Source organism: Micromonospora trifolii, from assembly GCF_050516465.1.
GTDB lineage: Bacteria > Actinomycetota > Actinomycetes > Mycobacteriales > Micromonosporaceae > Micromonospora > Micromonospora trifolii.
On the sequence record NZ_CP191526.1, the window covers coordinates 4,587,681 to 4,612,876 of the forward strand.

Genomic DNA, 25,196 nt, shown 5'->3' on the forward strand with positions numbered 1-25,196 from the left:
CCGGCGTCAGCCCGTCGCGGCGCGGGTCAGCCCTTGACGGCGCCGGCCACCAGGCCGGAGACCATCCGACGCTGCACCAGCAGGAAGAAGATGATGACCGGCAGGGTGAACAGGGTGGACGCGGCCATCACCGGCCCCCAGTTGGTGTCGTCCCGGCCGAAGAAGAAGGTCATCGCCACCGGCAGCGTGTAGCTGCCCTGGTCGTTGATGAACGTCAACGCGAAGATCAGCTCGTTCCACGCCGTGATGAAGGAGAAGATGCTGGTGGCCACCAGGCCGGGCGCGACCAGCGGGAAGAGCACCCGGCGGAAGATCTGGGCCCGGCTGGCCCCGTCGATCGCCGCCGCCTCCTCCAGTTCCTTGGGCACCGCGGCGACGAAGCCGCGCAGCATCCAGACCGCGAACGGCAGCGAGAACCCGAGGTACGTGAGGATCAGGCTGGGCAGGGTGTTGTAGAGCCCGAGCCGCTGGATCATCAGGAACAGCGGGATGACCAACGCCTCCAGCGGGATCATCTGCACCACCAGCAGCATGATCAGGAAGCTGGTCCGCAGCCGGAACCGGAATCGGGCGACAGCGGTCGCGGCGAGCAACGCCACCAGGCCGCTGAGCACCACAGTGGAGACGGCGACCAGCGCGCTGTTGAGGAAGAAGTCGAAAAAGCTGACGCCGGGGATCAGGTTGCCGGTCAGGATCTCCCGGTAGTGCGCCAACGTCGGATGGGTCGGCACCGGCTGCGGGGTGGCCGAGAAGATCTCGCTGCTCGGCTTCAGCGAGGTGGAGATCATCCAGTAGACCGGGAACGCCGCGAAGAGCGCGACCAGCAGCCCGGCGCCGTTGAGGGCGACTTTCTTCACGACTCGTCCTCCTGCCTGAGCACCATCCGTACGTAGAAGCCGGTGACCACGAGCAGGATCAGCGTGAGGATCACCGCGATGGCCGCGCCGAGCCCGTACTTGGGCGGCGGTGAGAAGGCTTCGGCGTACGAGTAGATGGCGAGCATGAACGTCGGCCGGTCCTGGGTGCCGCCGGCCAGCACGAACTGCTGGGTGAAGACCTTGAAGTCCCAGATCGTGGAGAGCACGATCAGGATCCCGAAGACCGGGCGCAGCAACGGGAAGGTGATCTTCCAGAAGACCCGCCACGGGCTGGCGCCGTCCACCCGGGCCGCCTCGTGCAGCTCACTCGGCACGCTCTTGAGACCGGCCAGCACACTCACCGCGATGAACGGGAACGAGTGCCAGACCACCACCAGGGTGAGGATGGCGAAGAAGAGCAGCGGCGAGTTGAACCAGCCGTAGCCGGTCCAGTCGCTGCGCCCGAACAGGCTGTTCGAGAGCCCGTCCGGCAACGCGTTGAACAGCCACGTGACCAGGCCGCTCGTGTCGTCGAAGATCCACTTCCAGACGATGGTGCCGGTCAGCGCCGGCGTGGCCCAGGCGAGCATCACGCAGCTGGCCACGAACGTCGCCATCTTGCGACCGAGCCGGTTGAGCAGCAGCCCCACCAGGGTGCCGAGCACCATGGTGAGCAGCACGTTGGCCGCGGCGAACAGGACCGTGTTGCGCAGCACGGTCAGGAAGAACGGGTCGGAGAGGATGTCGGCGTAGTTGCCGAGCCCCACCCACGGCCATTCCCGATCGCCGCGCAGTTGCCGGACGCTGTTCAGCCGGTAGAAGGACATCACCACCACCTGGCCGAGCGGCCAGAGCAGCAGCACCCCGATGATCAGCAGGGCGGGCAGGAGCAGCAGGTAGGGCAGGCGGTCCACCCGGCGACGCCGCCGCGCGGGGGTCTCCCGCGCGGTGGCCGTCTCCGGGCTTTTTGTCTGTGAGCTCACTTGCTGTTCAAAATGCCTTCCATCTCACCGGCCGCGTCGGCGGTAGCCTTCTCGACCGTCTTCTGACCCTTCATAACCGAGCTGTTCATCGCCTGGGTCACCGTCTTCGTCCGGCTGACCTCCACCCACTTCGGGGTGAGCGGCGTGAGCTTGGTGTTCTGCATGGTGGTGGCGAAGGCCGCCATCACCTTGTCGTTCGCGTACGCGTCACCGGAGACCAGGTCCTGGTAGACGGGGAAGAAGCCGAGGCTGCTCGCGAAGCTCTGCGCGTTCTTCTTGTTCAGCAGCACGGTCAGGTAGTCCCAGGCCAGGTCCTGCCGCTCGCTGTCCTTCCAGATCGCCACGTCCGAGCCGCCCGCGAAACCGGGCGCCGCCTTGCCGTCCGGGCCGGGGATCGGGAACGTACCCCAGACCTTCTCGATCTCGGGGTTGTCCTTCTTGATGGCGCCCTGCTGCCAGCTACCGGCGAAGGCCATCGCGGCCTTGCCGGTGGCGAACTGGGTACGCGCGTCGATCTCGTTCCAACCCGCCGCCGCCGGCGGGGCGACCTTGTGCACGGTCACCAGGTCGGTCCAGAACTTGACGGCCCGCTGCGCCTCGGGCGTGGTGTAGCCGGACTTCCAGGTGCCGCCCTGGTTGCTGGCGATCTCGCCGCCCGCGCCCCAGAGGAAGGAGTAGAAGGGCAGCTCGGAGTTGCCGGGCAGCGCGATGCCGTAGGTGCCCTTCTTCTTCGCCTGCACCGCCTTGGCCACGGTGACCAGCTCGTCCCAGGTCTTCGGGGGCTGCACACCGGCCTCGGCGAACCAGTCGGTGCGGTAGTAGATCGCGCGCACACCCGCGTACCAGGGCACGCCGTACTGCTTGCCGTCGAGCTGCGCGTTGCGCACCAGGTCGGGCAGCAGATCCTTGCCGTCGGCCCAGCCGCCCATCCGACCACTCACGTCGGCGAGCGCCTCCTGGGCGGCCCAACCCTGAGTCTCGGTGTTGCCCAGCTCGGTGATGTCCGGCCCCTCACCGCCGGCGAGCGCCGCCTGGAACTTCTTGGGCGCCTCCAGCCAGGGGATGTACTGCACGGCCACGTCGGTGTCGGGGTGCTTCTGGCGGAACTCGGCCTCGACGCCGTCGAGGAAGGAGTTCTGCGCGTCCCCGCCCTCGCCCATCATCCAGACCGTGAGCTTGCTGTCGTCGGCCGCGTCGTCGCCGGAACCTCCACAGCCGGTCAGCACCATCGCGGCCGAGGCCACCATGGCGGTGACCGGGGCCAGCCGCTTCCACCTGTTCACGCCACTTCTCCCCTCGCGCCGCCTGGAACTAACCTTCTCCGCCGCACCCTAGTACGGAGAATTCCTTTACGACAGTGGGCGGGACTGGCCGAAGCGTGGCGACCGTACCGCAGCGGCCCGACGGCCGGCGCTCCGGCATCGGGCCAAAGATGGGCACTTCAGCACGAAAGAGCGCCCGGCTCTCGGCCGGGCGCCCTTTCCAGTCGTGCTGTCCTAGTAGTGGTGCTGTGTCGCCAGATGATGCCGGGTCGTTATCGGGTGACGCTGCGGCGGCGACCCACACCGGCCACCAGCGCGACAGCGATCGCGGCCACCACGACCTGCACCAGCAGCTCGGCCCAGTCGATACCGCTGGTCTCGGTCGCGATGCCGATGGCCCGCGCCAGGACGGTGCCCAGCAGGGCCGCGCCGATACCGATCAGCATGTGCAGCCAGATCGGCATGTTCTGCCGGCCCGGGACGACCAGGCGGCCGAGCGCGCCGACGATGAGACCAACAACGATCGCAGTGATGATGCCCCACACGGTGAGCTCCACGGCCACCCTCCTTCAAAGAATGTCTGACACACGGTGCGTGTGCTTCCTGTCGTGACCGTTAATTGCCCGACCCACCCAAAATCCAAACCGACTTCACTCACGAAACGATCACGACTTGGCCGACAAGGACACGTTCCACCGCAGGCCCAGCAGCGCCCCGGCCGGCGAGGCCGCGAGGCATGATCAACACGAGGTCATTGAAACCGTGGCATCAGAGCCGCCGGGACACCCCGACATCACCAAAACCGAGTCGATCACCGCGATCCAGCCCGCCGAAGACGCCCGACGGAGCCCCGGAGACGTCGGGCGGAACGCCGATGGGCGCCCGGCCTGTCGGCCGGGCGCCCATCGGAGGTGTCGCGGTGGTACGAGTTGGTGCTGTGGTGTTACCGGGTCACGCGGCGGCGGCCACCCACACCGGCCACCAGCGCGACAGCGATCGCGGCCACCACGACCTGCACCAGCAGCTCGCCCCAGTCGATACCGTTCGTCTCGGTCGCGATGCCGATGGCCCGCGCCAGGACGGTGCCCAGCAGGGCCGCGCCGATACCGATCAGCATGTGCAGCCAGATCGGCATGTTCTGCCGGCCCGGGACGACCAGACGGCCGAGCGCGCCGACGATGAGACCAACAACGATCGCAGTGATGATGCCCCACACGGTGAACTCCACGGTCGCCCTCCTTCAAAGAATGTCTGACACACGAGGCGTGTGCTTCCTGTCGTGGCGACTAAGTGCCCGACCCACCGAAAGCCCAAACCGACTCACCTCAAAGGACAACGTCAGTTGTCAATGCTCTGGCGGTGCGTCGGTTCGCGCGTGAGGACGTCCACACAGGTAGGAGCCCATCTCGTCAACCCGCCGACCCCACGACAGCAACGGAAAATTCTTCCGCACCGGGTGCTCACACTCGCCGCGCCGCGGCGCTCGGCCGGTAAGCACGGCGGGCCTGACGGGCCCAATGGGGCCAGGGTGGGCCGAGCAGGCGAGGCGGGCGCGGCCGGCGAGCACAGCCGGAAACGCGACGCGCCCGGGTGCGGATGGCACCCGGGCGCGTACGGCGGCGCGAACTACTTCTTGCCGGCGGCCTTGCCGTCGCCGGAGTCGGAGGAGAGGGCGGCGATGAAGGCCTCCTGCGGCACCTCGACCCGGCCGACCATCTTCATCCGCTTCTTGCCTTCCTTCTGCTTCTCCAGCAGCTTGCGCTTACGGCTGATGTCGCCGCCGTAGCACTTGGCGAGCACGTCCTTACGGATCGCCCGGATGGTTTCCCGGGCGATGACCCGGCTGCCGATGGCCGCCTGGATCGGTACCTCGAACTGCTGGCGCGGGATCAGGGTGCGCAGCTTGGCGGCGATGGTGACGCCGTAGTTGTACGCCTTGTCCTTGTGCACGATGGCGCTGAACGCGTCCACCGGCTCGCCGTGCAGGAGGATGTCCACCTTCACCAACTCGGACGCCTGCTCGGTGGTGGGCTCGTAGTCGAGCGAGGCGTAGCCCTTGGTACGGCTCTTCAGCTGGTCGAAGAAGTCGTAGATGATCTCGGCGAGCGGCAGCGTGTAGCGCAGCTCCACCCGGTCGGCGGAGAGGTAGTCCATACCCAGCAGGTTGCCGCGCCGGCCCTGACACAGCTCCATCACCGCGCCCACGTAGTCGTTGGGCGTCAGTACGGTGGCCCGGACCACCGGCTCGTACACCTCGGCGATCTTGCCGGTGGGGTACTCGCTCGGGTTGGTGACGACGATCTCCTCGCCGTCGTCCGTGATCGCCCGGTAGACGACGTTGGGCGCGGTGGAGATCAGGTCGAGGTTGTACTCGCGCTCCAGCCGCTCCCGGATGATCTCCAGGTGGAGCAGGCCGAGGAAGCCGCAGCGGAAGCCGAAGCCGAGCGCACCGGAGGTCTCCGGCTCGTAGTCCAGGGCGGCGTCGTTGAGCTTGAGCTTGTCCAACGCCTCGCGCAGGTTGGGGTAGTCCGACCCGTCGATCGGGTAGAGGCCGGAGTAGACCATCGGCTTCGGGTCCTTGTAGCCACCCAACGCCTCGGCCGCCGGCCGGCTGTTGATGGTGACCGTGTCACCGACCCGGGACTGCCGGACGTCCTTCACACCGGTGATCAGGTAGCCGACCTCGCCGACGCCGAGCGCCTCGGCCTTGACCATCTCGGGTGAGATGACACCGATCTCCAGCAGCTCGTGCACCGCACCGGTGGACATCATCTTGATCCGGTCACGGGCGCTGATCCGCCCGTCGATGACCCGGACGTACGTGACGACGCCCCGGTAGACGTCGTACACCGAATCGAAGATCATCGCCCGGGCGGGCGCCACGGCGTCACCGACCGGTGGGATGAACTGCCGGACGATCTCGTCGAGCAGGTACGGAACACCCTCGCCGGTCTTGCCGGAGACCCGGATGCAGTCGGCGGGGTCACCGCCGATCAGGTGGGCCAGCTCCTCGGCGTACTTCTCCGGCTGCGCCGCCGGCAGGTCGATCTTGTTGAGCACCGGGATGATGCGCAGGTCGTTCTCGAGAGCCAGGTAGAGGTTGGCCAGGGTCTGCGCCTCGATGCCCTGCGCGGCGTCGACCAGCAGCACGGCACCCTCGCAGGCGGCCAGCGACCGGGACACCTCGTAGGTGAAGTCCACGTGCCCCGGGGTGTCGATCATGTTGAGCACCGCGTGCTCACCGGCCCGCTCACCCTCGCGGATGGTCCACGGCATGCGGACGGCCTGGCTCTTGATGGTGATGCCGCGCTCGCGCTCGATGTCCATCCGGTCCAGGTACTGCGCGCGCATCTGCCGCGGGTCGACCACTCCGGTGAGCTGCAACATCCGGTCGGCCAGGGTCGACTTCCCGTGGTCGATGTGGGCGATGATGCCGAAGTTCCGGATGCGACCGGGGTCGGTGGCACCAGGGGCGTTCGCGCCGGGATCGAGCTTCGGTGGCACAGCGGTCCGTTCTGGTCGGCTGACGTGAACAGGCCGGCGCGCCGCCGACCCCCTCTATGTTCCCACGCCGCCGGGGTGCGCCCACTGCGCGGGCGATGGAACGGCCCGAGGACCCCTCACTCCATCGGCGGCTCGACGAAGAGCGCGGCCAGCCGGGGCAGCCGCCGACGCGCCTCGTCCTCGTCGTCGAAGTCCCAGAAGTCGTTGAGGTCCGGCGTCCGCACCGGGTCGCGGTCCGCCGGCAGTTCGGTCGCGGTGGCCTTGCGGTACGCGTCCCAGGGCACCGAGAGCATCCGCTCGGCGGAGAACTCCTCGCCGCTGAGCGAGGCCGCCCGCACCTGGGGCAGTTCGGCCAGCGAGTCCGGTTCGGCGACCGCGCGCGCGAAGACGGCCCGACCCTGGGTCATCAGCCAGCCCCGGAAGTGTTCGAAGCCGTCAGCCGAGGCACCACCGTTGATCAGGTACGCGGCACCCCACAGATCCGCCTTGTGCGAGGCGGCCAGCACCCGCGTCTGGTGCCGCGCGTACCCGATGATGTCCTCCGGGTCGCGCTCGGTGAGCAGCGCCACGGCCCGCGCGGCGACCGGGCCGGGCTCACCCCCGCCGCCGGCCCGCGCCTCGTCGATCAGCTTCCAGAAGTCCTCGGTCCTCATGGCTTGGCAGTCTGGCAGTGTCGCCGTGCGTCGCGCACGTACCCCGGGGCAGCATGGTGGGGTGTCCCCTTCCCTGCTGCCGCCGGTGCCGTACCACGCGAGCGCCCTGCGCCCGTCGTGGCCGGCCTTGCCGGCGGCGCTGCGGGCCGCGGTCGCCGAACGGCTCGGCGCGCCGGTGGTCACCGCCCGGGTCGCGGGCGCGGGCTTCACCCGGGGGTTCGCCGCCGTGCTCGACACCGCCGACGGTGGTCGGGCCTTCGTCAAGGCCGCGCCCGCCGCCGAGCAACCGCATCTGGTCGACTGGTACGCCCGAGAGGCCGCGATCCTGGATCGGCTGCCGGCCGACCTGCCGGCGCCCCGCCCCCGGTGGACCCTCTCCGCGGCCGGTTGGTTCGTGCTCTGCACCGACGCGGTCGACGGGCACACCCCGCACCTGCCCTGGGTGCCCGCCGAGTTGGACGCCACCCTCGCCGGGTACGCGCGAATCGCCGCCGCCCTGGCCGACCCGCCGGCCGAGCTGACCGCGCTCGGCCTGCCGCACCTTGCCGACCTGGCCCGGTCGGACATCCTCTGGTGGGAGGAGGTCGCCGCCGGTCGCGAGCCGACCCCACCACTGCCCGCGCCGCTGCTGGGCCGGCTGCCCGAGCTGGTGGAGTTGGAGTCCCTCCTCCCCCGGTACGCCGCCGGGGCGACCGGCCTGATCCACGGTGACCTGCGGGTCGACAACGTGCTGATCGACTCGGACGGCCGAGCCTGGTTCTGCGACTGGACCTGGGTCTGCGCCGGGCCGGCCTGGTTCGACCTGGCCGGCCTGCTGCTCACCGCGTACGCCAGCGGGCTGGACGCGGACCGGCTCTTCGCCGCGCACCCGGCCACCGCCGGCGCACCCCCGGACGCGTTGGACGCGACGCTGGCCGCGTTGGCCGGCTACTACCTCACCGGCGCTGCGGCGGCACCGCCGACGGCCTCGCCGCACCTGCCCGCCCACCAGCGGTGGAGCGGCGAGCAGTCGCTCGACTGGTTGGCCCGCCGCCAGGGCTGGCGGTGACGCGGACCGGCCTGGGATCGGGCTGGGCTGGCGGTGCCCCGGAGCGGCCTGGGATCGGGCTGGGCTGGCGGCGCCGCGGACCGGCCTTGGGTCGGGCTGGCGGTGAGCCGCCGCCCTGGCCGAGGGCGTAACCTGGTCCCCGACGGGCCGGGTCCGTCCGCGCGAAGGCCGAGCCGTTTTGGCTCGTCCCGGGCGACCTGGTAACCTGGCTCTTCGCGCAGCGATGACGCATGTTCGTCATCACGCGCAATAAGCTGACCAACCCGAGCTATCAAGACGAGGCTGTCGCGTGGCGAACATCAAGTCCCAGATCAAGCGCAACCGGCAGAACGAGAAGGCCCGGCTGCGCAACAAGTCGGTCAAGTCGTCGCTGAAGACCGCCGTCCGGAAGTTCCACGAGGCTGCCGAGGCCGGTGACGTCGAGAAGGCGACCGCGCTCATGCTGGACGCCTCGCGCAAGCTGGACAAGGCCGTCAGCAAGGGCGTGATCCACTCCAACCAGGCCGCGAACCGCAAGTCCGCGATCGCGAAGCGCGTGGTGTCGCTTTCTGCCTGACGCTTTCACCGTCAGACTGATTCGGAAAACCCCGGGCCCCGGCCCGGGGTTTCCGTGTGTCCAGAGGCCGGCCGCGCCTATCCGGGCCGGCCGTTCTGTGCGTGGGCCCCGACGGGGGTCGGCGCTCAGTCTGACGGGTTGGCCCGCCGGGGCGGCGGCACCGGGTCGGCGGTGATCACCACGCCGGGAACGCTGTGTGAGACCCACTCCACCCGGGCTCGGCCGACCACCGGTTCCATCTGCCGGCGAAACCGGTCCCGTTCCTGCTCGGGCACGAGCGCGGCGGAGCGGACCACGACCGCGGCCACCATGTCGTTGAGCTTCACCATGGCGGCCACCACGACCGGCAGCACCAGCACCGCCCACCAGCTGACCAGCTCGGCGAGGGCGAGCAGCACCGCCAGGGCGATGGCACCCTCGAAGAAGAGGAAGCACAGCACACCGCCGGGGTTGAGGAACCGCAGGCCGAGGAGCCGGGCGTAGAGCGGCCGGTAACGCTCCTCGTCCACGGGGATGGTGGCCCACGCTGGGCGGTTCGCCCCCGTCACCTGGCGCTGCCCTGCCGGGCCGCCGCGACCGAGAAGACCGCGCGCTCCAGGGCGTACGCCCGGTCGTCGGAGCCGCCCTTGACGGCCGCGTTGCACTCGGCGGCGACCTGCATGGCCCGGACCAGGCCCTCCGGCGTCCAGCCCCGCCCCTGCCGCTGCGCCCGCTCGATCTTCCAGGCGGGCATTCCGAGGCTGCTGGCGAGCTGGTACGCATTACCTCGCCCGGCCGATGCCACCCGGGCCACAGTGCGCACCCCGTCGGCCAGGGCGTCGGCGATGGGCACCGGGTCGACCCCGACGTGCAGGGCCCAGCGCAGTGCCTCAAGCGCAGCCGGCACGTCGCCGACCATTGTGGCGTCCGCCACCGTGAAGCCGGTCACCTCGACCCGGCCCCGGTAGTAGCGGGAGACCGTCTCGGCGCTGATCCGCCCATCGGTGTCCGCGATCAGTTGGGAGCAGGCGGCGGCCAACTCGCGCAGGTCGTTGCCGACCGCGGCGATGAGCGCCTCGGAGGCGTCGTCGGTGCACTTTCCGCCGCCCCGGCGGATCTCGTCGCGGACGAAGGCCACCCGGTCGCGGTGCCCCTTGAGCTTGGCCGCCGGAACCACCGTCGCGCCGGCCGCCCGCAGGCCGTCGGCGAACGCCTTGCCCTTGGCACCGCCCAGGTGCAGCACAAGCAGCTGGACCTCCGGGTCGGGATTCTTCGCGTATGCCAGCAGCGCGGCGACCAGGTCCTTGCGGGCATCCTGGCCGGAACGCAGGATCAGCAGCCGCCGCCCCCCGAACAGCGAGGGGCTGAGCATCTCGGCGATCTCGCCGACGGTGAGCGCGCTGGCCTGGTACTCGCGGACGTCCACCTCGGGGTCGACACTGCGAACCTTCGCGACAGCTTCGGTGACCGCGCGCGTGGCGAGCAGTTCCTCGTCACCGAGGACGAGCAGAATGGGGGCGAGGCTGGCGGGGGTCACGCCGCCCATATTCGCACGGCCTGCGGCGGGATCGTGCCTGCTCATTCGCTGCTTGATCGGCGCAGCCCGCACACAGTGCAAATCCAGACATCCAGCTCAATTCCCTGTTTAATCCGCAAGTCGCCCGTCCAATCGCAAGCCGTCCACCTTGATCCACACGGGATCAAGGGAACCGCGGTATCGGACCGCCGGTGATACCCCGGGTTCAATGATCCCGAGTCGATCAGCGACCGTGGGGGCTATCGCGGGTCCAGGCTGTCGGCCTGCGCTCAGGGCCGCTGGCCTGCGGGCACACCTCGCCGGGCTACCGCCAGACCGTCGCCCGTTCGGACCGCCGCCACGTCGCCGTCCGTGTCGGTGCGCAGCACCCGCACGCCGCCCCTGCCCAGTTGGGCGAGCAGCCCCGGACTCGGGTGCCCGTAGGTGTTGCCCGTGCCCACCGGCACGAGCGCCACCTTCGGCCGCACCGCATCCAGGAAGCCCTGGTCCTGGTACGCCGACCCGTGATGCGCGACCTTCAACACGTCCGCCCGTAACTGGCCGGGCGCCGCCCGCGCCACCATCGCGTGCTGCTCCTCGGTCTCCGCGTCGCCGGCCAGCAGGATCCGCACCCCGGCCACCGTGGCGCGCAGCACCAGCGAGTTGTTGTTCGGGTCGGACCTGGTCCCGGCCAGCGGGTACGGCGGGCCGAGCACCAGCAGGTCGACCCCGCCCACGGGATGACGAGCGCCGGCCACGGTGGTCAGCAGCGCGGCCCGCCCGCCGGTGGCCGCCGCCCGAACCAGGTCCCGGCCGCTCTCCGGGTCGGTGGACGACGGCGTCAGGACGGCACCCACCCGCCGCCCCCGGAACACCCCGGCCACCCCGCCCACGTGGTCCGCGTGGAAGTGGCTGATCACCAGCAGGGGCACCTCCCGTACGCCGAGCCGACGCAGGCAACCGTCCACCGCACCCGGTTCCGGCCCGGCGTCCACCACCACGGCCCGGCCGGAGTCAACCGGGAGCACCAGGGCGTCGCCCTGCCCCACCGCGCAGGCCACCACCACCCACCCGCCGGGCGGCCAGCCGGCGGCCACCAGCCGAACCGGCAGGGCACCCAGCACGGCGGCGACCCCAACCACCGCCACCAGCCGGCGTACGAGTGGCCGGCGAACCGCGATCAGCAACGCGACGGTCAGCCCGGTCAGCAGCAGGGCACCGGACACCCCGCCCGGCCACGGCAGCGTGCCACCTGGCAGTCGAGCACCCTGGCGGGCGATGACCACCAGCCACCAGGCCGGCCAACTCGCCAGCCACGCGACGAACTCGGCACCGGCCGGCCAGATCGGCGACACCATGGCCGCCAGCACGCCCAGCACGGTCGCTGGCGCGATGGCCGGCACCGCCAGCAGGTTGGCGGGCACCGCCACCAGGCTCACCGTGCCGGAGATCCCGGCGACGACCGGGCCGCAGGCGAGTTGGGCGGCCGCCGGCACGGCCAACGCCTCGGCCAGCCCAGGCGGGACGCCTCGCCGACGCAACCCGTCCCGCCAGCGCGGCGCGAGCAGCAGCAGACCACCGGTGGCCAGCACGGAGAGGGCGAACCCGGGATCCCCGGCCAACTCGGGGTCGACGAGCACCAGCACGGTCACGGCGGCGGCCAACGCGGGCAGCGCCGCGCGAGGACGACCGGAGGCGAGCGCGGCGAGCCCGATCGCTCCCATCGTGGCGGCCCGCACGACGCTCGGTGACGGGCGGACCAGAATGACGAACCCCACCAGCGCCACCCCACACAGCGCGGCGGCGAGCCACGGGCCGGCGCGCGACCACCGGGCCAGCAACAACACCGCACCCACCACGATCGCGACATTGGAGCCGGAGACCGCGTTGAGGTGGGTCATTCCGGTGGCCTGGAAGTCCGCCTCGACGGCGGGTGGCAGTCGGCTGGTGTCGCCCACCACGAGACCGGGCAGCAGCCCACCGGGGTCGTCGGGCAGCGGCGCGCAGGCCCGTTGCAGGCCGGTACGCAGCGCCCCGGCGGCGCGCTGCGCCCAGGACGGCGCGCCGTGCCGCTCCGGCGGATCGTTGGTGCTGAGCACCGCCGCGGTGAGGTCGCCGCCGCGTGGAACGCCGAGCCGGCCGTCGACGGTGAGGCGCTGCCCGGGCAGCATGCCCCGCCACGCCGGGTCGGTCGCCAGGACGAGCAGCCGCACCGACGCGTGGATCCGTCGACCGTCCGGGCCGGTGAGCCGGTCCAGCTTGGCCGACACCAGCAGCATCCCCGGCCGCCCGGCGCTCCGGATCGGGCGCGGGTCGTCCCGGACGACCAGGTCGGCGGTGATCGGAGCGCGTTGCTCGGCGAGGGCACGGATCGCCGGCGCGTCGCGAACGGCGAGCCGGGCGGCGGTGGCCGCACCACCGCACACCACACCGAGGCCGACCGCCACGGCCACCCACCCGTAGCGCCGCACCACGGCTCGGGGACTGCCGAGGCGGCCGAGCAGGTGCACAGCACCAATTGCCGTCAGCCCGGCCGCCGTGCCCGCCACCAGCAGCATGGGGCGGCCGCCGAGGTGCAGGCCGGCGAGCGCCGTGAGCCAGGCCGCCACGGCGAGCCCAGCCAGTCGCAGATCCGGCGGCTCGGACCGGGCCCCGCCCTCCGGCAGTGGGTCAGCGACGACGGCCGACTCGCTCACACCGTCACCAGATCCTTGAGCTGCTCGTAACGGGCATCGCCGATCCCGTCGACCTGGCGTAGGTCGCCAACGGACTTGAACCCGCCGTGCTGATCTCGGTGGGTGAGGATCCGTTGGGCGAGCACCGGCCCCACCCCGGGCAGCGCGTCGAGCTGCGCCAGCGTCGCGGTGTTGAGGTTCAGCGGCCCGGCGGCTGGTGCCGCACCGCCCGCCGCAGGCCCGGCCGCGCCGCCCGGCACCGGCGGTGGCGTCACCCCGACCACGATCAGCTCGCCGTCGGTGACCTTGCGGGCGGGGTTGAGCAGCGCCACATCGACCCCCGGGAGCGCGCCGCCGGCCGCCTGCACCGCGTCGGCGAGCCGGGACCCGGCCGGCAGGCGTACCAAACCGGGTTTTCGGACCTTGCCCGCGACCGCCACCACCACCTCGCTGGGACTGGACACGCTGGGGTCAACCGCCGGCGTGGCCGACGCGGCGTCGCTGACCAGCGGGGCGACCGGCTCCGACTGCGGCCGGGCCTGCCAGGCCCAACCTGCCGCGCCCACGACCACCACCACGGCGACCACCGCCAACGCCCGCACACCCCGCCGCCCAGGGTCGAACGCCCCGGGGCCGGGCAGCCGCGACTCGGACGCGACCGCAAGGCCGTCCGATGTCGGCTCCGCGACCAGCCCGGCGGGCTCGGAGGACAGCACGTCCACGGGCTGCGAGCCGACCAGGGACGACGGGGGTACGCCCGTGAGCGGCGCGTCCGGCCGGGGCGGCCGCGCGACAGCCGCCTCCGTCAGCCGGCGCAGGCGCTGGCGTACCTCTGTCTCCTCGTCGTGCGACACAGCGCGACGCTATGGCGGCGGCCGGATTGGTGTAGGGGGACGACACCGTCCTGTGGACAACCAGCGCCACTGTGGACATCGCCCTGATCATGCCGCGATCTGCTATGCGGGAGTCGAATTTCGGCACTTGGCCCGGGCACCCGGTCTGGTCGCCGACGCTCGCATCGACCGGGCTACCCTCCCTGGTATGTCCGACTCCCGCCTGCTGCGCATCGGCACCCGCAACTCTCCGATGGCTCTCGCCCAGGTCGAGCGGGTCCGCGCGATGCTCGCCGAGCGGCACCCCGAGGTCACCGTGGACGTGCTGTCGATGTCGACAAGCGGGGACCGCTGGCACGGTGACCTTGCCGCCCTGGGCGGCAAGGGGGCGTTCACCAAGGAGGTGGACGCCGCCCTGGTCGCCGGGGACGTGGACCTGGTGGTGCACTGCGTGAAGGACGTCCCCGGAGACCGGCCGGCGCCAGCCGGCACGGTGATGGCCGCCTACCTGGCCCGTGACGACGTCCGGGACTGCCTCGTGCACCCGGGCGGGCTGCGGATCGACCAACTGCCGCCCGGCACCCGGATCGGCACCTCCGCCGTCCGGCGGGTGGCGCAGCTGGCGCTGCACTGGCCGAACCTGGTGCCGGTGGCCATCCGGGGCAACGCGAACAGCAGGCTCGCCAAACTTGACGCCGGGGACAGGTACGACGCGCTGCTGCTCGCGTTCTCCGGGTTGGAGCGGATCGGGCAGGCCGCCCGCATCACCCACCCGATCGACGTCGACACGATGGTCCCGGCCGTCGGGTCCGGCACCCTGGTCCTGCAGTGCCGGGAAGACGACACCAGCACCCGTGACCTGGCAGCCAGTCTCGGCGACCCACGGGCCTGGCGGGAGACCGTGGCGGAACGGACCATGCTGCACATCCTGCAGGGGAACTGTCACTCCCCCATCGCTGCGCTTGCCCGCACCGAACCCGACGGCCGCCTCGGCCTACGGGCAAGGGTGATCAGCCTCGACGGTAAGACTGTGCTCGACGCACACGAATGGGCGGCGGATCCGATCACCCTCGGGACCTCCGTCGCCGCCGCCCTGCTCCGGCAGGGTGCCCGTGACCTCCTCGACCTGCCCGCGCACGCCTGACCGTCCGCCGATCTTGAAGGCAGGGAGGTGGCTCAGATGCGGGCTCGACTACGGCAGATACACATCGACGGGCACACCTTCACCTGGCGCGCGGCGCTGCACAACGTGCAGGTCAACGGTTTCCACCACCGGGCCGTCTACGTTCGCGCCTGGGGATCCGGCGACAAGAACAGCCAGAAACTCGAAGCGGATCTGCTGTCGGCCCCCGGGCCGTACGTTGTCGACAACGGCTACCCCACACCCGCCGACGTGCGGGCGGTCATCATCTGCGGCCTGAAGAGTGGTTGGCAGCCAGAGCAGCGGGGCGGAACGTTCGTGCTGTCCGATCGCGAGCATGGGGCCACCTTCGCGGCGTCGGGGTTCCAGCTGACCAATCCCGTACGCCCGGGCGAGAGCGCGGACCGTACGACCCACGAGGCTCAGCAGCGAGACTGACGGCCGGTGGGGCATCCGCACCCCACCGGCCGACGGGCCTCCTACAGGTACGGCCGGGTGATGATTTCGATCGCGTGGCCGGCCGGGTCGAAGAAGTAGAAGCCCCGCCCACCGTGCTCGGTGTTGGTCTCCCCCTCCCGCTTCAGCTGCGGGTCGGCCCAGTACGTGATGCCACGTCCCTCGACGAACGCCAGGCACCGCACGAACAACTCGTCGTCGACGAGGAACGCGTAGTGCTGCATCTGGATGTCCACCGGCGGCTCGGCGAACTGGAGCAACACACCCTCGTCCAGCTGGACGTTGGCGAACGGCCCCCACGACGGCGCCTCCGGCAGCTCGAACAGCTCCCGGTAGAACGCGGCCGACGCGCTCTTGTCCTTGCTGGCGATGATGGTGTGGTTGAACGTGACTGTCATCCGTACCGTCTTCTTCCCGGTCGATCCGAAGACCCGACCGGAGGCCCACAGCGTTCACCCAGCCACGCAGATGATGAAGCCCCGAGGCAACTGACGCCCCGGATCCCGCACGAGAGACGCGTACATCGCGTCGATGTCGGCGTGGTGGCTGAAGTAGCCAGAACCTCCGGGGGTAGGCCCATCTGGGGCGCGCACGGAGGCTAACACAGCGGCGCGGGCGGGTTCATTCACCGTTTCTGGAGCATGACCGAGGCGACTTCCGCCATGAGCGCCAACGCCCAGTCGAGTTGTCGACAGTCGCTGTGTGCTCGGCACTCCAGGCACCCGCCCGCCCGCCACGGCCGGTCGAGCGCCCGGGTCCAGTGAGCATCCAGCACCCGCTTGGCAATGAACAGTTCGGTCGCCGTGGACACGGGTTCATCGATTGGCATGTTCGGCGCCTCCGCCCGGCCGAAGTAGCCCGCCCTGGGGGGCCGAGGCCTTGCGATGCGCTCCCTCAGGGCGGGCAGACCGGATATCTCAGGAGTGCTGAAGTCCAGGAGCAGCCGGTCACTGTCTCACTGTATTCGCTGTCTCAGTGTAGTCAAGTTCTCACTATCTCCACTTTGCTGCGTTGCCGCCTTGTCCCGATCACGCCCGGGCTGGAAACATGATCTCCGCTGAAGTCCGGGAGAGCCGCTCATGCCGACGAGACCACCGCACTACCGCCGCGTGGCGGATGACATCGAGCAGAAGATCCGCTCGGGCGCGTATTCGCCTGGCCAACAACTGCCATCGGTTTCCGAGATCGGTGAGCTGTACAACGTGGCACGCTCAACGGCCTATCGAGCCGTCAAGGAGCTGCACGAGCGGAACCTGATCTACGGTCAGCAGGGCCAGGGCGTCTTCGTCGCCGACAGCTAGGCTCCGACCGGCACGAGAGCCGCGCGGCGCTCAGCGGGCCTCTGGGTCGAGGCCGAGTACGGCCCGGCCGCCGTCCACCGGCAGCGTGACCCCGTTGACGAAGCTCGCTGCGGGCGACAGCAGGTACGCGACCGCCTCGGCCACCTCCTCGGCCCGCCCGATGCGGCCCACCGGGTGTAGCCGGGTCAGCTCGGCGTCGATCCACTGGGCCTGGGCGGGCTCCTGTGTGGCGAGGAATTCGGCGTGCCGCTCGGTGGCGATCGAGCCGAGCGCGACCGCGTTGGCGCGGATGCCGTGCGGCCCGTACTCGATGGCCAGCGCCCGGGTCAGCCCTTCCACTGCGGCCTTCGCCGTGGCGTACGGCAGGGCACCGGACACCGGTCGACGGGCCTGGTGCGACGAGACGTTGACGATCGCGCCGCCGGCGGCGCGGGCCAGGAAGCGGCGGACGGCGACCGCGGCGCCCACAACGGCTGGGCGCAGGTTCAACCCGATCAGGTCCAGCACCGTGTCGGCCGACGCGGAGTGCAGGGTGGCGTCGCGGAACACCGCCGCGTTGTTCACCCAGCCGGTCAGCGGCGCGGCGCGGTCCGCCAGCTCGGCGGCGCGCTCCGCAACCTGCTCGTCGGCGGCGTCGCCGACCACCGCGACGAGCCGATCGGCGGCCGGATGGTCGGCCAACCAGTCGACCGCGTCGGCGTCGCGTTCCAGGACGACGATGGTGGCGCCGGTCGCCACCAGCCGTTCCACCACAGCCCGGCCGACACCGCGACCGCCGCCGGTCACCACGCACGACGTGTGCACCGGCTCAACCCTCCGGTCGGCGGTGGACGACCACGCAGGCCAGGCCCGGCCCGGCGTGCGCGGCGACGACGGCACCCGCCTCGGAGACGTACGTGTCGTGCAGCCGGTCACCGAACCGCTCGGTCAGCGCGGCGCGCAACGCCTCGGCCCGTTGCGGCGCGGCCAGGTGGTGCACCCCGAGATCCACGTCGTCGCCGTCGGCCGCCTCGACGGCCAGGTCCACGAGACGGGCCACTCCCCGACTGGCGGTGCGGACCTTCTCCCGCAGCACGATCGCCCCATCGGGCATGTGCATGATCGGCTTGACGGACAGAGCCGTGCCGACCAACGCCTCGGCTGCGTTGATCCGGCCGCCCCGGCGAAGGAACTCCAGCGTGTCGACGTAGAACCAGACGGTGGTGCGGGAGATGGCGGCGAGCGCCGCGTCGCGTACAGCGGCGAGGTCGGCGCCGGCCTCGGCGGCGGTGGCGGCGGCGATGGCCGGAAAGCCCAGCCCCATGCCCGCCGAGCGGCTGTCCACGACCTCGACCCGGCCGTCCAGGTCGGCGGCGGCGAGCCGGGCGGCATCCACCGTGCCGGACAGCGCGGCGGAGATGTGCACCGAGACGATCCCGTCGGCGCCGGCGTCGAGCAGTCGGCGGTACGTACGGGCGAACTGCTCGGGTGCCGGGCGGGAGGTGGTCGCCGTGACCCGGCGGGCGCTCAGCGCCAGGGTCGCGTCAGCGGGCTGGGTCTCCACCCCCTCCAGCCCTTCCGCGCCGTTGAGCACGACGGTCAACGGCACGACGGTCAGCCGGTGCGCCTGCACCAGCTCGGGCGGAAGGTAGGCGGTGGAGTCGATGACAACCGCGACGGGCATGCCCGGCACGCTAGCCGATCGAGACCCCCAACGCCGAAGCGCGAGCGATCAGATCGCGTCGGCGGCTACCGGAGCGGTGACCAGGCCGACGTTGTGCGCCCGTAACTGCCAGCCACTGACGTCCTGCGGACGGCCGACCACCGGCGCGCGGTCGTCGTGCCGCAGCTCGCTCCAGTGGCAGTTGGCCAGCGAACCGATGGTGCGCAGCACGGCAGTGTCCCAGCCGAGCAGGTGACCGATGCCCTGTCGGGAGCCGCCACCGTGAGTGGCGATCACCACGGTGCCGCCCGGTGCCGCGTCGGCTGCTTCCCGCAGCGCGGCACCGACCCGCTCGCCGAGGTCGCGCAGGGGCTCCAGATCCGCACCCGGGTCGGGGTCGCCGGCCCGCCAGCGCGCGTACTCCGCGGGAAAACGCTCGGCGACCTCGGTGAGGTGCAGACCCTGCCACTGACCGAAGTGCCGCTCGCGCAGCCTCGCGTCGGTGCGTACCGGAAGACCCGTCAGCGCGGCGAGCGCGGCGGCGGTCTCCGCGGCGCGGCTCAGGTCGCTGGCCACGATCGCGTCGGGCCGCAGCGCCGCGAGCAGCGGCGCGGCGGCGCGGGCCTGGTCGCGACCAAGCTCGTTGAGGGGTACGTCGGTCTGCCCCTGGACGCGGTTGGCGGCGTTCCAGTCGGTGTTGCCGTGCCGCCAGACGATCAGTCGGGTCATTCGGCTGCGGCGGACCCGCTGGCGTCGGCCTCGACCAGGTCGCGGTCGACGAACGGGATGGTGGGGCAGTCCTTCCAGAGGCGGTCGAGCCCGTAGAACTCGCGCTCCTCGGTGTGCTGGACGTGCACCACGATGTCGACGTAGTCGAGCAGCACCCAACGGCCACCACGCTCGCCCTCGCGCCGCACCGGCTTCGCCTTGTCCGGCAGCTCCAGCAGGCTCTCCTCGATGGCGTCGACGATGGCCAGCACCTGACGCTCGTTGGGGGCAGCGGCGAGCACGAACGCGTCGGTGATGGCGAGCTGGTCGCCGACGTCAATGATCGTGATGTCCTGCGCCTTCTTGTCGGCGGCGGCCTGGGCGGCCGCGATAGCCAGCTCGTGAGCGCGTTCGGAAATCGTCACCGTTCTCCTTCGATCAAGCGTGCGATCCTCCAAGCGTCTCATACCCGCCGGCACCCCGATCGTCCAGTTCTGGTCGGTTAGCGCCACGAACCTGGGCATAACGGGTGCACTCAGCGCTGATAGAGGCTCCGCTTGGCGATGTACTGCACCACACCGTCGGGGACCAGATACCAAACCGGCTCACCTCGGGCGACCCGAGCGCGACAGTCGGTCGACGAGATGGACATCGCGGGCACCTGGATCAGGCTGACGGTATCCGCCGGGAGGTGCTTGTCGCTCAGCGGGAAGCCGGGCCGGGTCACGCCGATGAAATGGGCCAGCTCGAAGATCTCGTCCAGGTCCTTCCAGGACAGGATGCGTTGCAGAGCGTCCGCGCCGGTGATGAAGAACAACTGCACCTTCGGGCCGTACTCGGCCTGAAGGTCACGCAGCGTGTCGACCGTGTAGGTGGGCCCACTGCGGTCGATGTCGACCCGGCTGACCTGGAAGCGAGGGTTGGAGGCGGTGGCGATCACGGTCATCAGGTACCGGTCCTCGGCCGGGCTGACCGGCTCGTCGGCCTTCTGCCACGGCTGCCCGGTGGGAACGAAGACCACCTCGTCCAGGCCGAACCGGTCCGCCACCTCGCTGGCCGCGACGAGGTGCCCGTGGTGGATGGGGTCAAAGGTGCCACCCATGATCCCGATCCGCCGGATATCTTCCTCCACCCAATGATCGTAGGCCGAGCGTCGCGGCCGACCGTCCCGGCCCGGCACCGCCGTACGTCACCCCACTCCGGCCCGGCTCAGCGTCGGCGATCACCCCTGCGGATCGCTGTGATCCGCTCGGCAGGGGCTCGCAGCATCGCGCGCGTCGGCGTATATTCGTCGACGAGTAACCGTCGACGAGCGAGGGGTGGGGCATCGTGCCGAAGCGCCGCAAGGTCGGCAACCTGCTGGCGCTGGCCGTGTTGTCCGCCCTGGCCCAGCGGCCGATGCACCCGTACGAGATCGCCACCGCACTGCGTGCCTGGGGCAAGGACCAGGACATGGAGTTCAAGTGGGGATCCTTCTACACGGTGATCGGCAACCTGGACAAACACCACCTGATCGAGGCCGTGGAGAGCGTGCGCGAGGGCCGACGCCCGGAACGCACCGTCTACCGGATCACCGAGGCGGGGCGGGCGGAGCTGGTCGACTGGGCCCGCGAGCTGGTCTCCACCCCCATGGCGGAGCACCCCCGCTTCCGGGCCGGGTTGTCCGTGCTCGCCGCGCTGCACCCCGACGAGGCCACCGGCCTGCTGCGGCAACGGCTCGACCTGCTGGAGGTCGCCATCCGGCAGGACCGCGAGACGCTCGACGCGCACCTGCGCGAGATTCCACGGCTGTTCCTGGTCGAGTCGGAGTACGACCTCGCCATGCGGGACGCGGAGGCGGCCTGGCTGCGGGCACTGCTCGCGGAGCTGACCTCGGGCAGCTACCCCGGGTTGGGCGCCTGGCGGGCCTTCCACGAGACCGGCGAGATGCCGGCCGAGCTGACCGAGTTGGCCGAGAGAACGCACACCCCGAAGGCCAGCACCGACACCCCAACGACCAACACCCCGGAGGCCAGCACCGACAGCACCGGCTGAAAAGCGGCCCCGGCGAGGTGCGCCAACACCTCACCGGGGCCCTGACCCCGAACCGACGCCTGGGAAGGCACCCGGCCCGAAGCGGCAACCACGAGGATAACCGGGCTCCCTCCCAGGTCCGCGCGCCCGCGCACCGACCACGCCAGGTCCGTGCGCCGCGCGCTCAACGACCACACCCAGGGAGAGACCATGACCACGGTACGAACCGCGATCGTCATCGGCGGCGGCGTCGCCGGGCCGGTGACAGCGCTCGCGCTACGCCGCGCCGGCATCACCGCGACCGTCTACGAGGCGTACCCGACCACGGCCAGCGGCATCGGCGGCACCCTCGCCCTCGCGCCCAACGGCGTGGCGGCTCTGCGTACGGTCGGCGCGCACGAGGCGGTGACGGCGATCGCCACCCGGATCGAACGCAGCGCTCTGGCCGTCGGCCGCCGCCGCATCGACATGCCCACGCTGACCGGGGTGCCGCCGCTGCACGTGGTGCACCGGGCCGAGCTGTACCAGGTGCTGCACGACCAGGCATTCGCTGAGGGCGTGCCGTTCGCGTACGGCAAGCGGCTGGTCGACGCCGAGCAGACCGGCGACGGCGTGACCGCGCGTTTCGAGGACGGCAGCACCGCGACCGCCGACATCCTCGTCGGCGCGGACGGGATCCGCTCCACGGTCCGGGGTCTCATCGACCCGGCCGCGCCCGGACCCCGGTTCACCGGGCTGCTCGGCTTCGAGGCGGTCGCCCGGCACGAGGTGGACGCCGAGCCGGGCACTATGACGTTCGCGTTCGGCCGACGCGGCTACTACCTGTACTGGCCGGAGCCCGGCGGCGGCACCCGGTGGGGGGCCAACCTGCCGCAGCAGCGGCCGATGAGTCTCGTCGAGGCCCGGGCGGTGCCGGCGGAGCAGTGGCTGGACACCCTGCGCGCCACCTACGGCGACGACGACCCGGGCCGGGAGCTGATCGCTACCAGCAACGCCGACGACCTCCAGGTGGTCGGGTCGTTGCAGATCATGCCGCCCGTGCCGCACTGGCATCGGGGCCGGATGGTGCTGGTCGGCGACGCGGCGCACGCGCCGTCGAACAGTTCCGGGCAGGGCGCGTCACTGGCCATCGAGAGCGCGGTACAACTCGCCCGCTGTCTGCGCGACCTGCCGGACGTCCAGGCGGCGTTCGCCGCGTACGTCCGGCTGCGTCGTACCCGGGTGGAGAAGGTCGCGGCCCGGGCGGCCCGGATCAACCACGCGAAGGCCCCCGGTGCGGTCGCGCGGACGCTGATGCCGTTGCTGATGCCGCTGATGGTGCGCACGGTGCTGGACCCGGAGAAGACCGTCGCCGACGAGCAGCGCTACGTCATCGACTGGGACGCGCCGGTCACGGCGGAGCCCGCCCTGCGCTGAGCTGCGGCTGCGGGGTGGCCGACCAGCCACCCCGCAGCGGCCAGCCCGGCGCGGACCGCACCGCGCAGGGCCAGCCCGGCGGCGTCAGGCCAGCGCTGCTCAGCGGTCAGGCCGAGGCGGCGGCCACCGCCGTCCGGGCGACCAGCGCGCGACGCAGGTCGTCGTCGGCGTCGGTCACCACCCGGCGCAGGCCAGGGGTCAGGTCGTCGCGGACCAGCAGCGCCGCGGCCGCCTCCCGGGTGGGCTGCGCCACGGCGTAGCGGGGGAACGCCAGGGCGGCCACCCGGTCGGCCGTCCAGGGGGTACGCCGGTGCGCGGCGGCCGGCATCTCCGCGAAGTACCGATCGACGTACGCGGCGGTCAGGTCGGCCTGTTCGGGTTGCCAGAACCCCTCGGTGATCGCCTCCAGCAGCCGACTGGACAGCTCGGTGTCCCGCACGATGATCTCCCAGGTCGCCTGCTTCGCCACCGGGTCGGGCAGGGCCGCCCGGCAGTGGGCGGCCCGTTCCGCGCCAGTGGAGCTGTTGTCGGCGGCGGCCTCGATGGCGATCTCCGCCTCGCCGGCGGCGCCCAGCACCACCAGGCGACGCAGCACCGCCCAGCGCAGCTCCGCGTCGACCTTCAGGCCGGCCGGCACGTCCCGGCCGGCGAGCCACCCGACGAGCAGATCAGCGTCGGTGGTCGCGGCGATCCAACCCCGTGCGGCGGCGAGCTGCAACGACTCCCCGGCCGGCGCGCCGTCGAGCAGCCGTTGGCACGTCCCGGCGACCCTGGCCAGCGCCGTGGAGCGGGTCAACGGGTCGAGGTAGCGGTCGACCAGGGACCGGCTGAGTGTCAGCACGTCCTCCGCGATGATCACCTCGGTCTCGGCGGGCAGCGCGGCGGCCATCAGATCGACCAGGCCGGTGACCGGCCGCTCGCCGTCGGTCGCCGCGTCCAGTGCCTCGCGCCAGAGCACCGCCCGGGCCAGCGGGTCGGTCAGACCGGGCAGCACCTGCGGAACGGCGTCCGCCGACGCCGGGTCGAGGCGTACCTTCGCGAAGGTGAGGTCACCGTCGTTGAGCAGCAACAACCGGGCCGCCGGCTCGCCGGTCAGCGCACCGAGCACGGTGCGACCACCGTCGGCGTTCGGGTCGATGTCCACCTCGTCGCGCCGCCCGGCACCGTCCATCGAATAGCGACCCACGCCGATCCGGTGTGGGCGCAGCACCGGGTACGACTCGGGCGCGGTCTGCACCACGGCCACCTCGGTGTAGCGGCCGTCGGCGTCCACGGCGACCTCGGCACGCAGCGTGTTGACCTGCGGGCGGCGCAACCACAGCTCGGCCCAGTCGGACAGGTCCCGCCCGCTGCTGGCGGAGAGGCTGGCCAGCAGGTCGGCGAGGGTGGCGTTGCCGAAGCGGTGTGCGGCGAAGTGCGCGTTCAGGCCGGCGAGGAATGCCTCGTCGCCGAGCCACGCGACCAGCTGCCGCAGCACGCTGGCGCCCTTGGCGTACGAGATGCCGTCGAAGTTCAGCAGGCCCGCCTCGGCGTCGACGACCTCCTGCGGGGCGATCGGGTGGGTGGAGGGCCGCTGGTCGGCGGCGTAGCCCCAGGCCTTGCGACGCATGGCGAAGGTGGTCCAGGCCTGATCGAAGCGGGTCGCCTCGGCGGTGACCCGGGTGCCGAGGTACTCGGCGAAGGACTCGTTCAACCACAGGTCGTCCCACCAGCGCATGGTGACCAGGTCGCCGAACCACATGTGGGCCATCTCGTGGGCGATGATGCCGGCCCGCTGCTCGCGCTGGGTGTCGGTGACCGCCGAGCGGAACACGTAGTCGTCGCGGAAGGTGACCAGGCCCGGGTTCTCCATCGCGCCGCCGTTGAACTCGGGCACGAACGCCTGGTCGTACTTGCCGAACGGATAACGTTCGGTGAAGAGCTGGTGGAACCGGTCCAGGCACTGCCGGGTGATGGTGAAGATCTCGTCGGCGTCGGCGTCCAGGTGCTCGGCGAGCGACCGGCGGCAGTAGATGCCCAGCGGTATGCCGTCGTGCTCGGCCCGCCGGACGTGGTACGGCCCGGCGATCAGCGAGAAGAAGTACGTGGCCAGGGGCGCGCTCGGCACGAACTCCCAGCGCCCGGGGGCCGGGTTGGCGGCCAGCTCGGCGTTGCCGGCGACGATCCACTGGGGCGGCGCGGTGACCGAGAGGGTGACCGGGGCCTTGAGGTCGGGCTGGTCGAAGGCGGCGAAGATGCGCGGCGCGTTGTCGAGGAAAGACTCGGCGTAGAGGTAGGTCTCGCCGTCGGCCGGGTCGACGAAGCGGTGCATCCCCTCCCCCGTATTGGAGTACGCCATCTCGGCCTCGACGACGAGCGTGTTCTCCTCGGCCAGGTCGTCGAACGGCAGCCGGTTGTCGGTGAGCAGGCCGGGATCCAGGTCGCGGTCGTTGAGGCGTACACCGCGCAGTTTGGCGGGCTTGACCTCGACGAAGGTCGCGGCGCCGGCGGCGGCCCGGAACCGGACCTCGACGCGGGAGCGGAACAGGTCGCCGTCACCGGTCAGGTCGAGGTCCACCTGATAGGACTCGACAGTAATCGCCGCGCCACGCGCGGTCGCCTCTACACGGGTCAGGCTCGGCATCCGCTTATCCTGCCCGATGGGGATCGGCAC

At 71.2% G+C, this 25,196-nt stretch carries 26 protein-coding genes; 7 read left to right on the plus strand and 19 right to left on the minus strand.

Features of this window, described 5'->3' with window-relative positions; genetic code table 11:
* Positions 1–26 precede the first annotated feature (26 nt).
* The 7 genes from ACQRWP_RS21250 to ACQRWP_RS21280 all read right to left on the minus strand — a co-directional run bounded on the left by ACQRWP_RS21250 (position 27) and on the right by ACQRWP_RS21280 (position 7,259).
* Positions 27–857 carry a carbohydrate ABC transporter permease gene (locus ACQRWP_RS21250; protein ID WP_430497187.1) on the minus strand — a complete coding sequence of 277 codons (831 nt, stop codon included), beginning with the start codon at positions 855–857 and terminating at the stop codon, positions 27–29.
* Positions 854–1,840, minus strand: a complete 987-nt coding sequence (locus ACQRWP_RS21255) for a carbohydrate ABC transporter permease (RefSeq protein WP_430497188.1) — start codon at positions 1,838–1,840, stop codon at positions 854–856. Before ACQRWP_RS21255 ends, ACQRWP_RS21250 begins: the two co-directional genes overlap by 4 nt.
* Positions 1,837–3,123, minus strand: coding sequence for a sugar ABC transporter substrate-binding protein (locus ACQRWP_RS21260; protein WP_430497190.1), 1,287 nt, complete (start codon positions 3,121–3,123; stop codon positions 1,837–1,839). Before ACQRWP_RS21260 ends, ACQRWP_RS21255 begins: the two co-directional genes overlap by 4 nt.
* Before the next feature lie 251 nt (positions 3,124–3,374).
* Positions 3,375–3,659 (minus strand): GlsB/YeaQ/YmgE family stress response membrane protein, encoded by a 285-nt coding sequence (locus ACQRWP_RS21265; protein ID WP_430497192.1) that lies wholly within the window; start codon positions 3,657–3,659, stop codon positions 3,375–3,377.
* 386 nt (positions 3,660–4,045) lie between these two features.
* On the minus strand, positions 4,046–4,330 hold the full coding sequence (locus ACQRWP_RS21270; RefSeq protein ID WP_238660678.1) for a GlsB/YeaQ/YmgE family stress response membrane protein: 285 nt from the start codon (positions 4,328–4,330) through the stop codon (positions 4,046–4,048).
* Positions 4,331–4,728: 398 nt separating this feature from the next.
* Positions 4,729–6,606, minus strand: a complete 1,878-nt coding sequence (lepA, locus tag ACQRWP_RS21275) for a translation elongation factor 4 (protein ID WP_112677232.1) — start codon at positions 6,604–6,606, stop codon at positions 4,729–4,731.
* 116 nt (positions 6,607–6,722) lie between these two features.
* Positions 6,723–7,259, minus strand: a complete 537-nt coding sequence (locus ACQRWP_RS21280; protein ID WP_430497194.1) for a DUF4240 domain-containing protein — start codon at positions 7,257–7,259, stop codon at positions 6,723–6,725.
* A 61-nt stretch (positions 7,260–7,320) separates the two neighbouring features.
* Here ACQRWP_RS21280 and ACQRWP_RS21285 point away from each other — a divergent pair, with 61 nt between their 5' ends.
* Together ACQRWP_RS21285 and rpsT are read left to right on the plus strand one after the other, a co-directional pair.
* A complete protein-coding gene (locus tag ACQRWP_RS21285) occupies positions 7,321–8,307 on the plus strand; it encodes an aminoglycoside phosphotransferase family protein (RefSeq protein WP_430497196.1) in 987 nt (328 codons plus the stop codon).
* Between the two features lie 289 nt (positions 8,308–8,596).
* Positions 8,597–8,863 (plus strand): 30S ribosomal protein S20, encoded by a 267-nt coding sequence (rpsT, locus tag ACQRWP_RS21290; RefSeq protein WP_030491765.1) that lies wholly within the window; start codon positions 8,597–8,599, stop codon positions 8,861–8,863.
* A gap of 125 nt (positions 8,864–8,988) precedes the next feature.
* On the opposite strand, the gene ACQRWP_RS21295 is transcribed toward rpsT, so the two are convergent.
* From ACQRWP_RS21295 to ACQRWP_RS21310, 4 genes are all read right to left on the minus strand, one after another.
* Entirely contained in the window at positions 8,989–9,411 is a 423-nt protein-coding gene (locus tag ACQRWP_RS21295; protein WP_430497198.1) for a hypothetical protein, read from the minus strand.
* Positions 9,408–10,388: a DNA polymerase III subunit delta gene (holA, locus tag ACQRWP_RS21300; protein ID WP_430497200.1), complete on the minus strand. Its 981-nt coding sequence runs from the start codon at positions 10,386–10,388 to the stop codon at positions 9,408–9,410. Before holA ends, ACQRWP_RS21295 begins: the two co-directional genes overlap by 4 nt.
* 260 nt (positions 10,389–10,648) lie before the next feature.
* Entirely contained in the window at positions 10,649–13,054 is a 2,406-nt protein-coding gene (locus tag ACQRWP_RS21305) for a ComEC/Rec2 family competence protein (protein ID WP_430497201.1), read from the minus strand.
* Positions 13,051–13,887 (minus strand): helix-hairpin-helix domain-containing protein, encoded by an 837-nt coding sequence (locus ACQRWP_RS21310; RefSeq protein ID WP_430497203.1) that lies wholly within the window; start codon positions 13,885–13,887, stop codon positions 13,051–13,053. The genes ACQRWP_RS21305 and ACQRWP_RS21310 overlap by 4 nt, the downstream gene beginning before the upstream one ends.
* 187 nt (positions 13,888–14,074) lie before the next feature.
* Here ACQRWP_RS21310 and hemC point away from each other — a divergent pair, with 187 nt between their 5' ends.
* Together hemC and ACQRWP_RS21320 are read left to right on the plus strand one after the other, a co-directional pair.
* Positions 14,075–15,010 (plus strand): hydroxymethylbilane synthase, encoded by a 936-nt coding sequence (gene hemC / locus ACQRWP_RS21315; protein WP_430497205.1) that lies wholly within the window; start codon positions 14,075–14,077, stop codon positions 15,008–15,010.
* A gap of 36 nt (positions 15,011–15,046) precedes the next feature.
* Positions 15,047–15,445: an integrase gene (locus ACQRWP_RS21320; protein WP_430497207.1), complete on the plus strand. Its 399-nt coding sequence runs from the start codon at positions 15,047–15,049 to the stop codon at positions 15,443–15,445.
* A 41-nt stretch (positions 15,446–15,486) separates the two neighbouring features.
* Here the strand turns inward: ACQRWP_RS21320 and ACQRWP_RS21325 are convergent, their stop codons facing one another.
* Positions 15,487–15,861 carry a VOC family protein gene (locus ACQRWP_RS21325; protein WP_112604312.1) on the minus strand — a complete coding sequence of 125 codons (375 nt, stop codon included), beginning with the start codon at positions 15,859–15,861 and terminating at the stop codon, positions 15,487–15,489.
* Between the two features lie 227 nt (positions 15,862–16,088).
* Positions 16,089–16,292 carry a hypothetical protein gene (locus ACQRWP_RS21330; protein ID WP_430497209.1) on the minus strand — a complete coding sequence of 68 codons (204 nt, stop codon included), beginning with the start codon at positions 16,290–16,292 and terminating at the stop codon, positions 16,089–16,091.
* Positions 16,293–16,542: 250 nt separating this feature from the next.
* Here ACQRWP_RS21330 and ACQRWP_RS21335 point away from each other — a divergent pair, with 250 nt between their 5' ends.
* Positions 16,543–16,764 carry a GntR family transcriptional regulator gene (locus ACQRWP_RS21335; RefSeq protein ID WP_430497211.1) on the plus strand — a complete coding sequence of 74 codons (222 nt, stop codon included), beginning with the start codon at positions 16,543–16,545 and terminating at the stop codon, positions 16,762–16,764.
* A gap of 30 nt (positions 16,765–16,794) precedes the next feature.
* Here the strand turns inward: ACQRWP_RS21335 and ACQRWP_RS21340 are convergent, their stop codons facing one another.
* From ACQRWP_RS21340 to nadD, 5 genes are all read right to left on the minus strand, one after another.
* Positions 16,795–17,568 carry an SDR family NAD(P)-dependent oxidoreductase gene (locus ACQRWP_RS21340; RefSeq protein WP_430497213.1) on the minus strand — a complete coding sequence of 258 codons (774 nt, stop codon included), beginning with the start codon at positions 17,566–17,568 and terminating at the stop codon, positions 16,795–16,797.
* Between the two features lie 4 nt (positions 17,569–17,572).
* The gene (locus ACQRWP_RS21345) at positions 17,573–18,427 is read right to left on the minus strand and encodes a DegV family protein (protein WP_430497215.1); all 855 of its coding nucleotides are present in this window, start codon (positions 18,425–18,427) and stop codon (positions 17,573–17,575) included.
* A gap of 48 nt (positions 18,428–18,475) precedes the next feature.
* Complete coding sequence (locus ACQRWP_RS21350; RefSeq protein ID WP_430497217.1) at positions 18,476–19,135, minus strand: histidine phosphatase family protein; 660 nt, start codon at positions 19,133–19,135, stop codon at positions 18,476–18,478.
* Positions 19,132–19,539, minus strand: coding sequence for a ribosome silencing factor (rsfS, locus tag ACQRWP_RS21355; RefSeq protein WP_210785344.1), 408 nt, complete (start codon positions 19,537–19,539; stop codon positions 19,132–19,134). The genes ACQRWP_RS21350 and rsfS overlap by 4 nt, the downstream gene beginning before the upstream one ends.
* Before the next feature lie 110 nt (positions 19,540–19,649).
* Positions 19,650–20,246 carry a nicotinate-nucleotide adenylyltransferase gene (gene nadD, locus ACQRWP_RS21360; protein WP_030336528.1) on the minus strand — a complete coding sequence of 199 codons (597 nt, stop codon included), beginning with the start codon at positions 20,244–20,246 and terminating at the stop codon, positions 19,650–19,652.
* A gap of 197 nt (positions 20,247–20,443) precedes the next feature.
* Between nadD and ACQRWP_RS21365 the strand changes: the two genes are divergently transcribed.
* Positions 20,444–21,148 carry a PadR family transcriptional regulator gene (locus tag ACQRWP_RS21365; protein WP_430497220.1) on the plus strand — a complete coding sequence of 235 codons (705 nt, stop codon included), beginning with the start codon at positions 20,444–20,446 and terminating at the stop codon, positions 21,146–21,148.
* Positions 21,149–21,337: 189 nt separating this feature from the next.
* Positions 21,338–22,543, plus strand: coding sequence for an FAD-dependent oxidoreductase (locus ACQRWP_RS21370; RefSeq protein WP_430497222.1), 1,206 nt, complete (start codon positions 21,338–21,340; stop codon positions 22,541–22,543).
* Positions 22,544–22,649: 106 nt separating this feature from the next.
* Here the strand turns inward: ACQRWP_RS21370 and pepN are convergent, their stop codons facing one another.
* A complete protein-coding gene (gene pepN, locus ACQRWP_RS21375; protein ID WP_430497224.1) occupies positions 22,650–25,166 on the minus strand; it encodes an aminopeptidase N in 2,517 nt (838 codons plus the stop codon).
* Positions 25,167–25,196 lie beyond the last annotated feature (30 nt).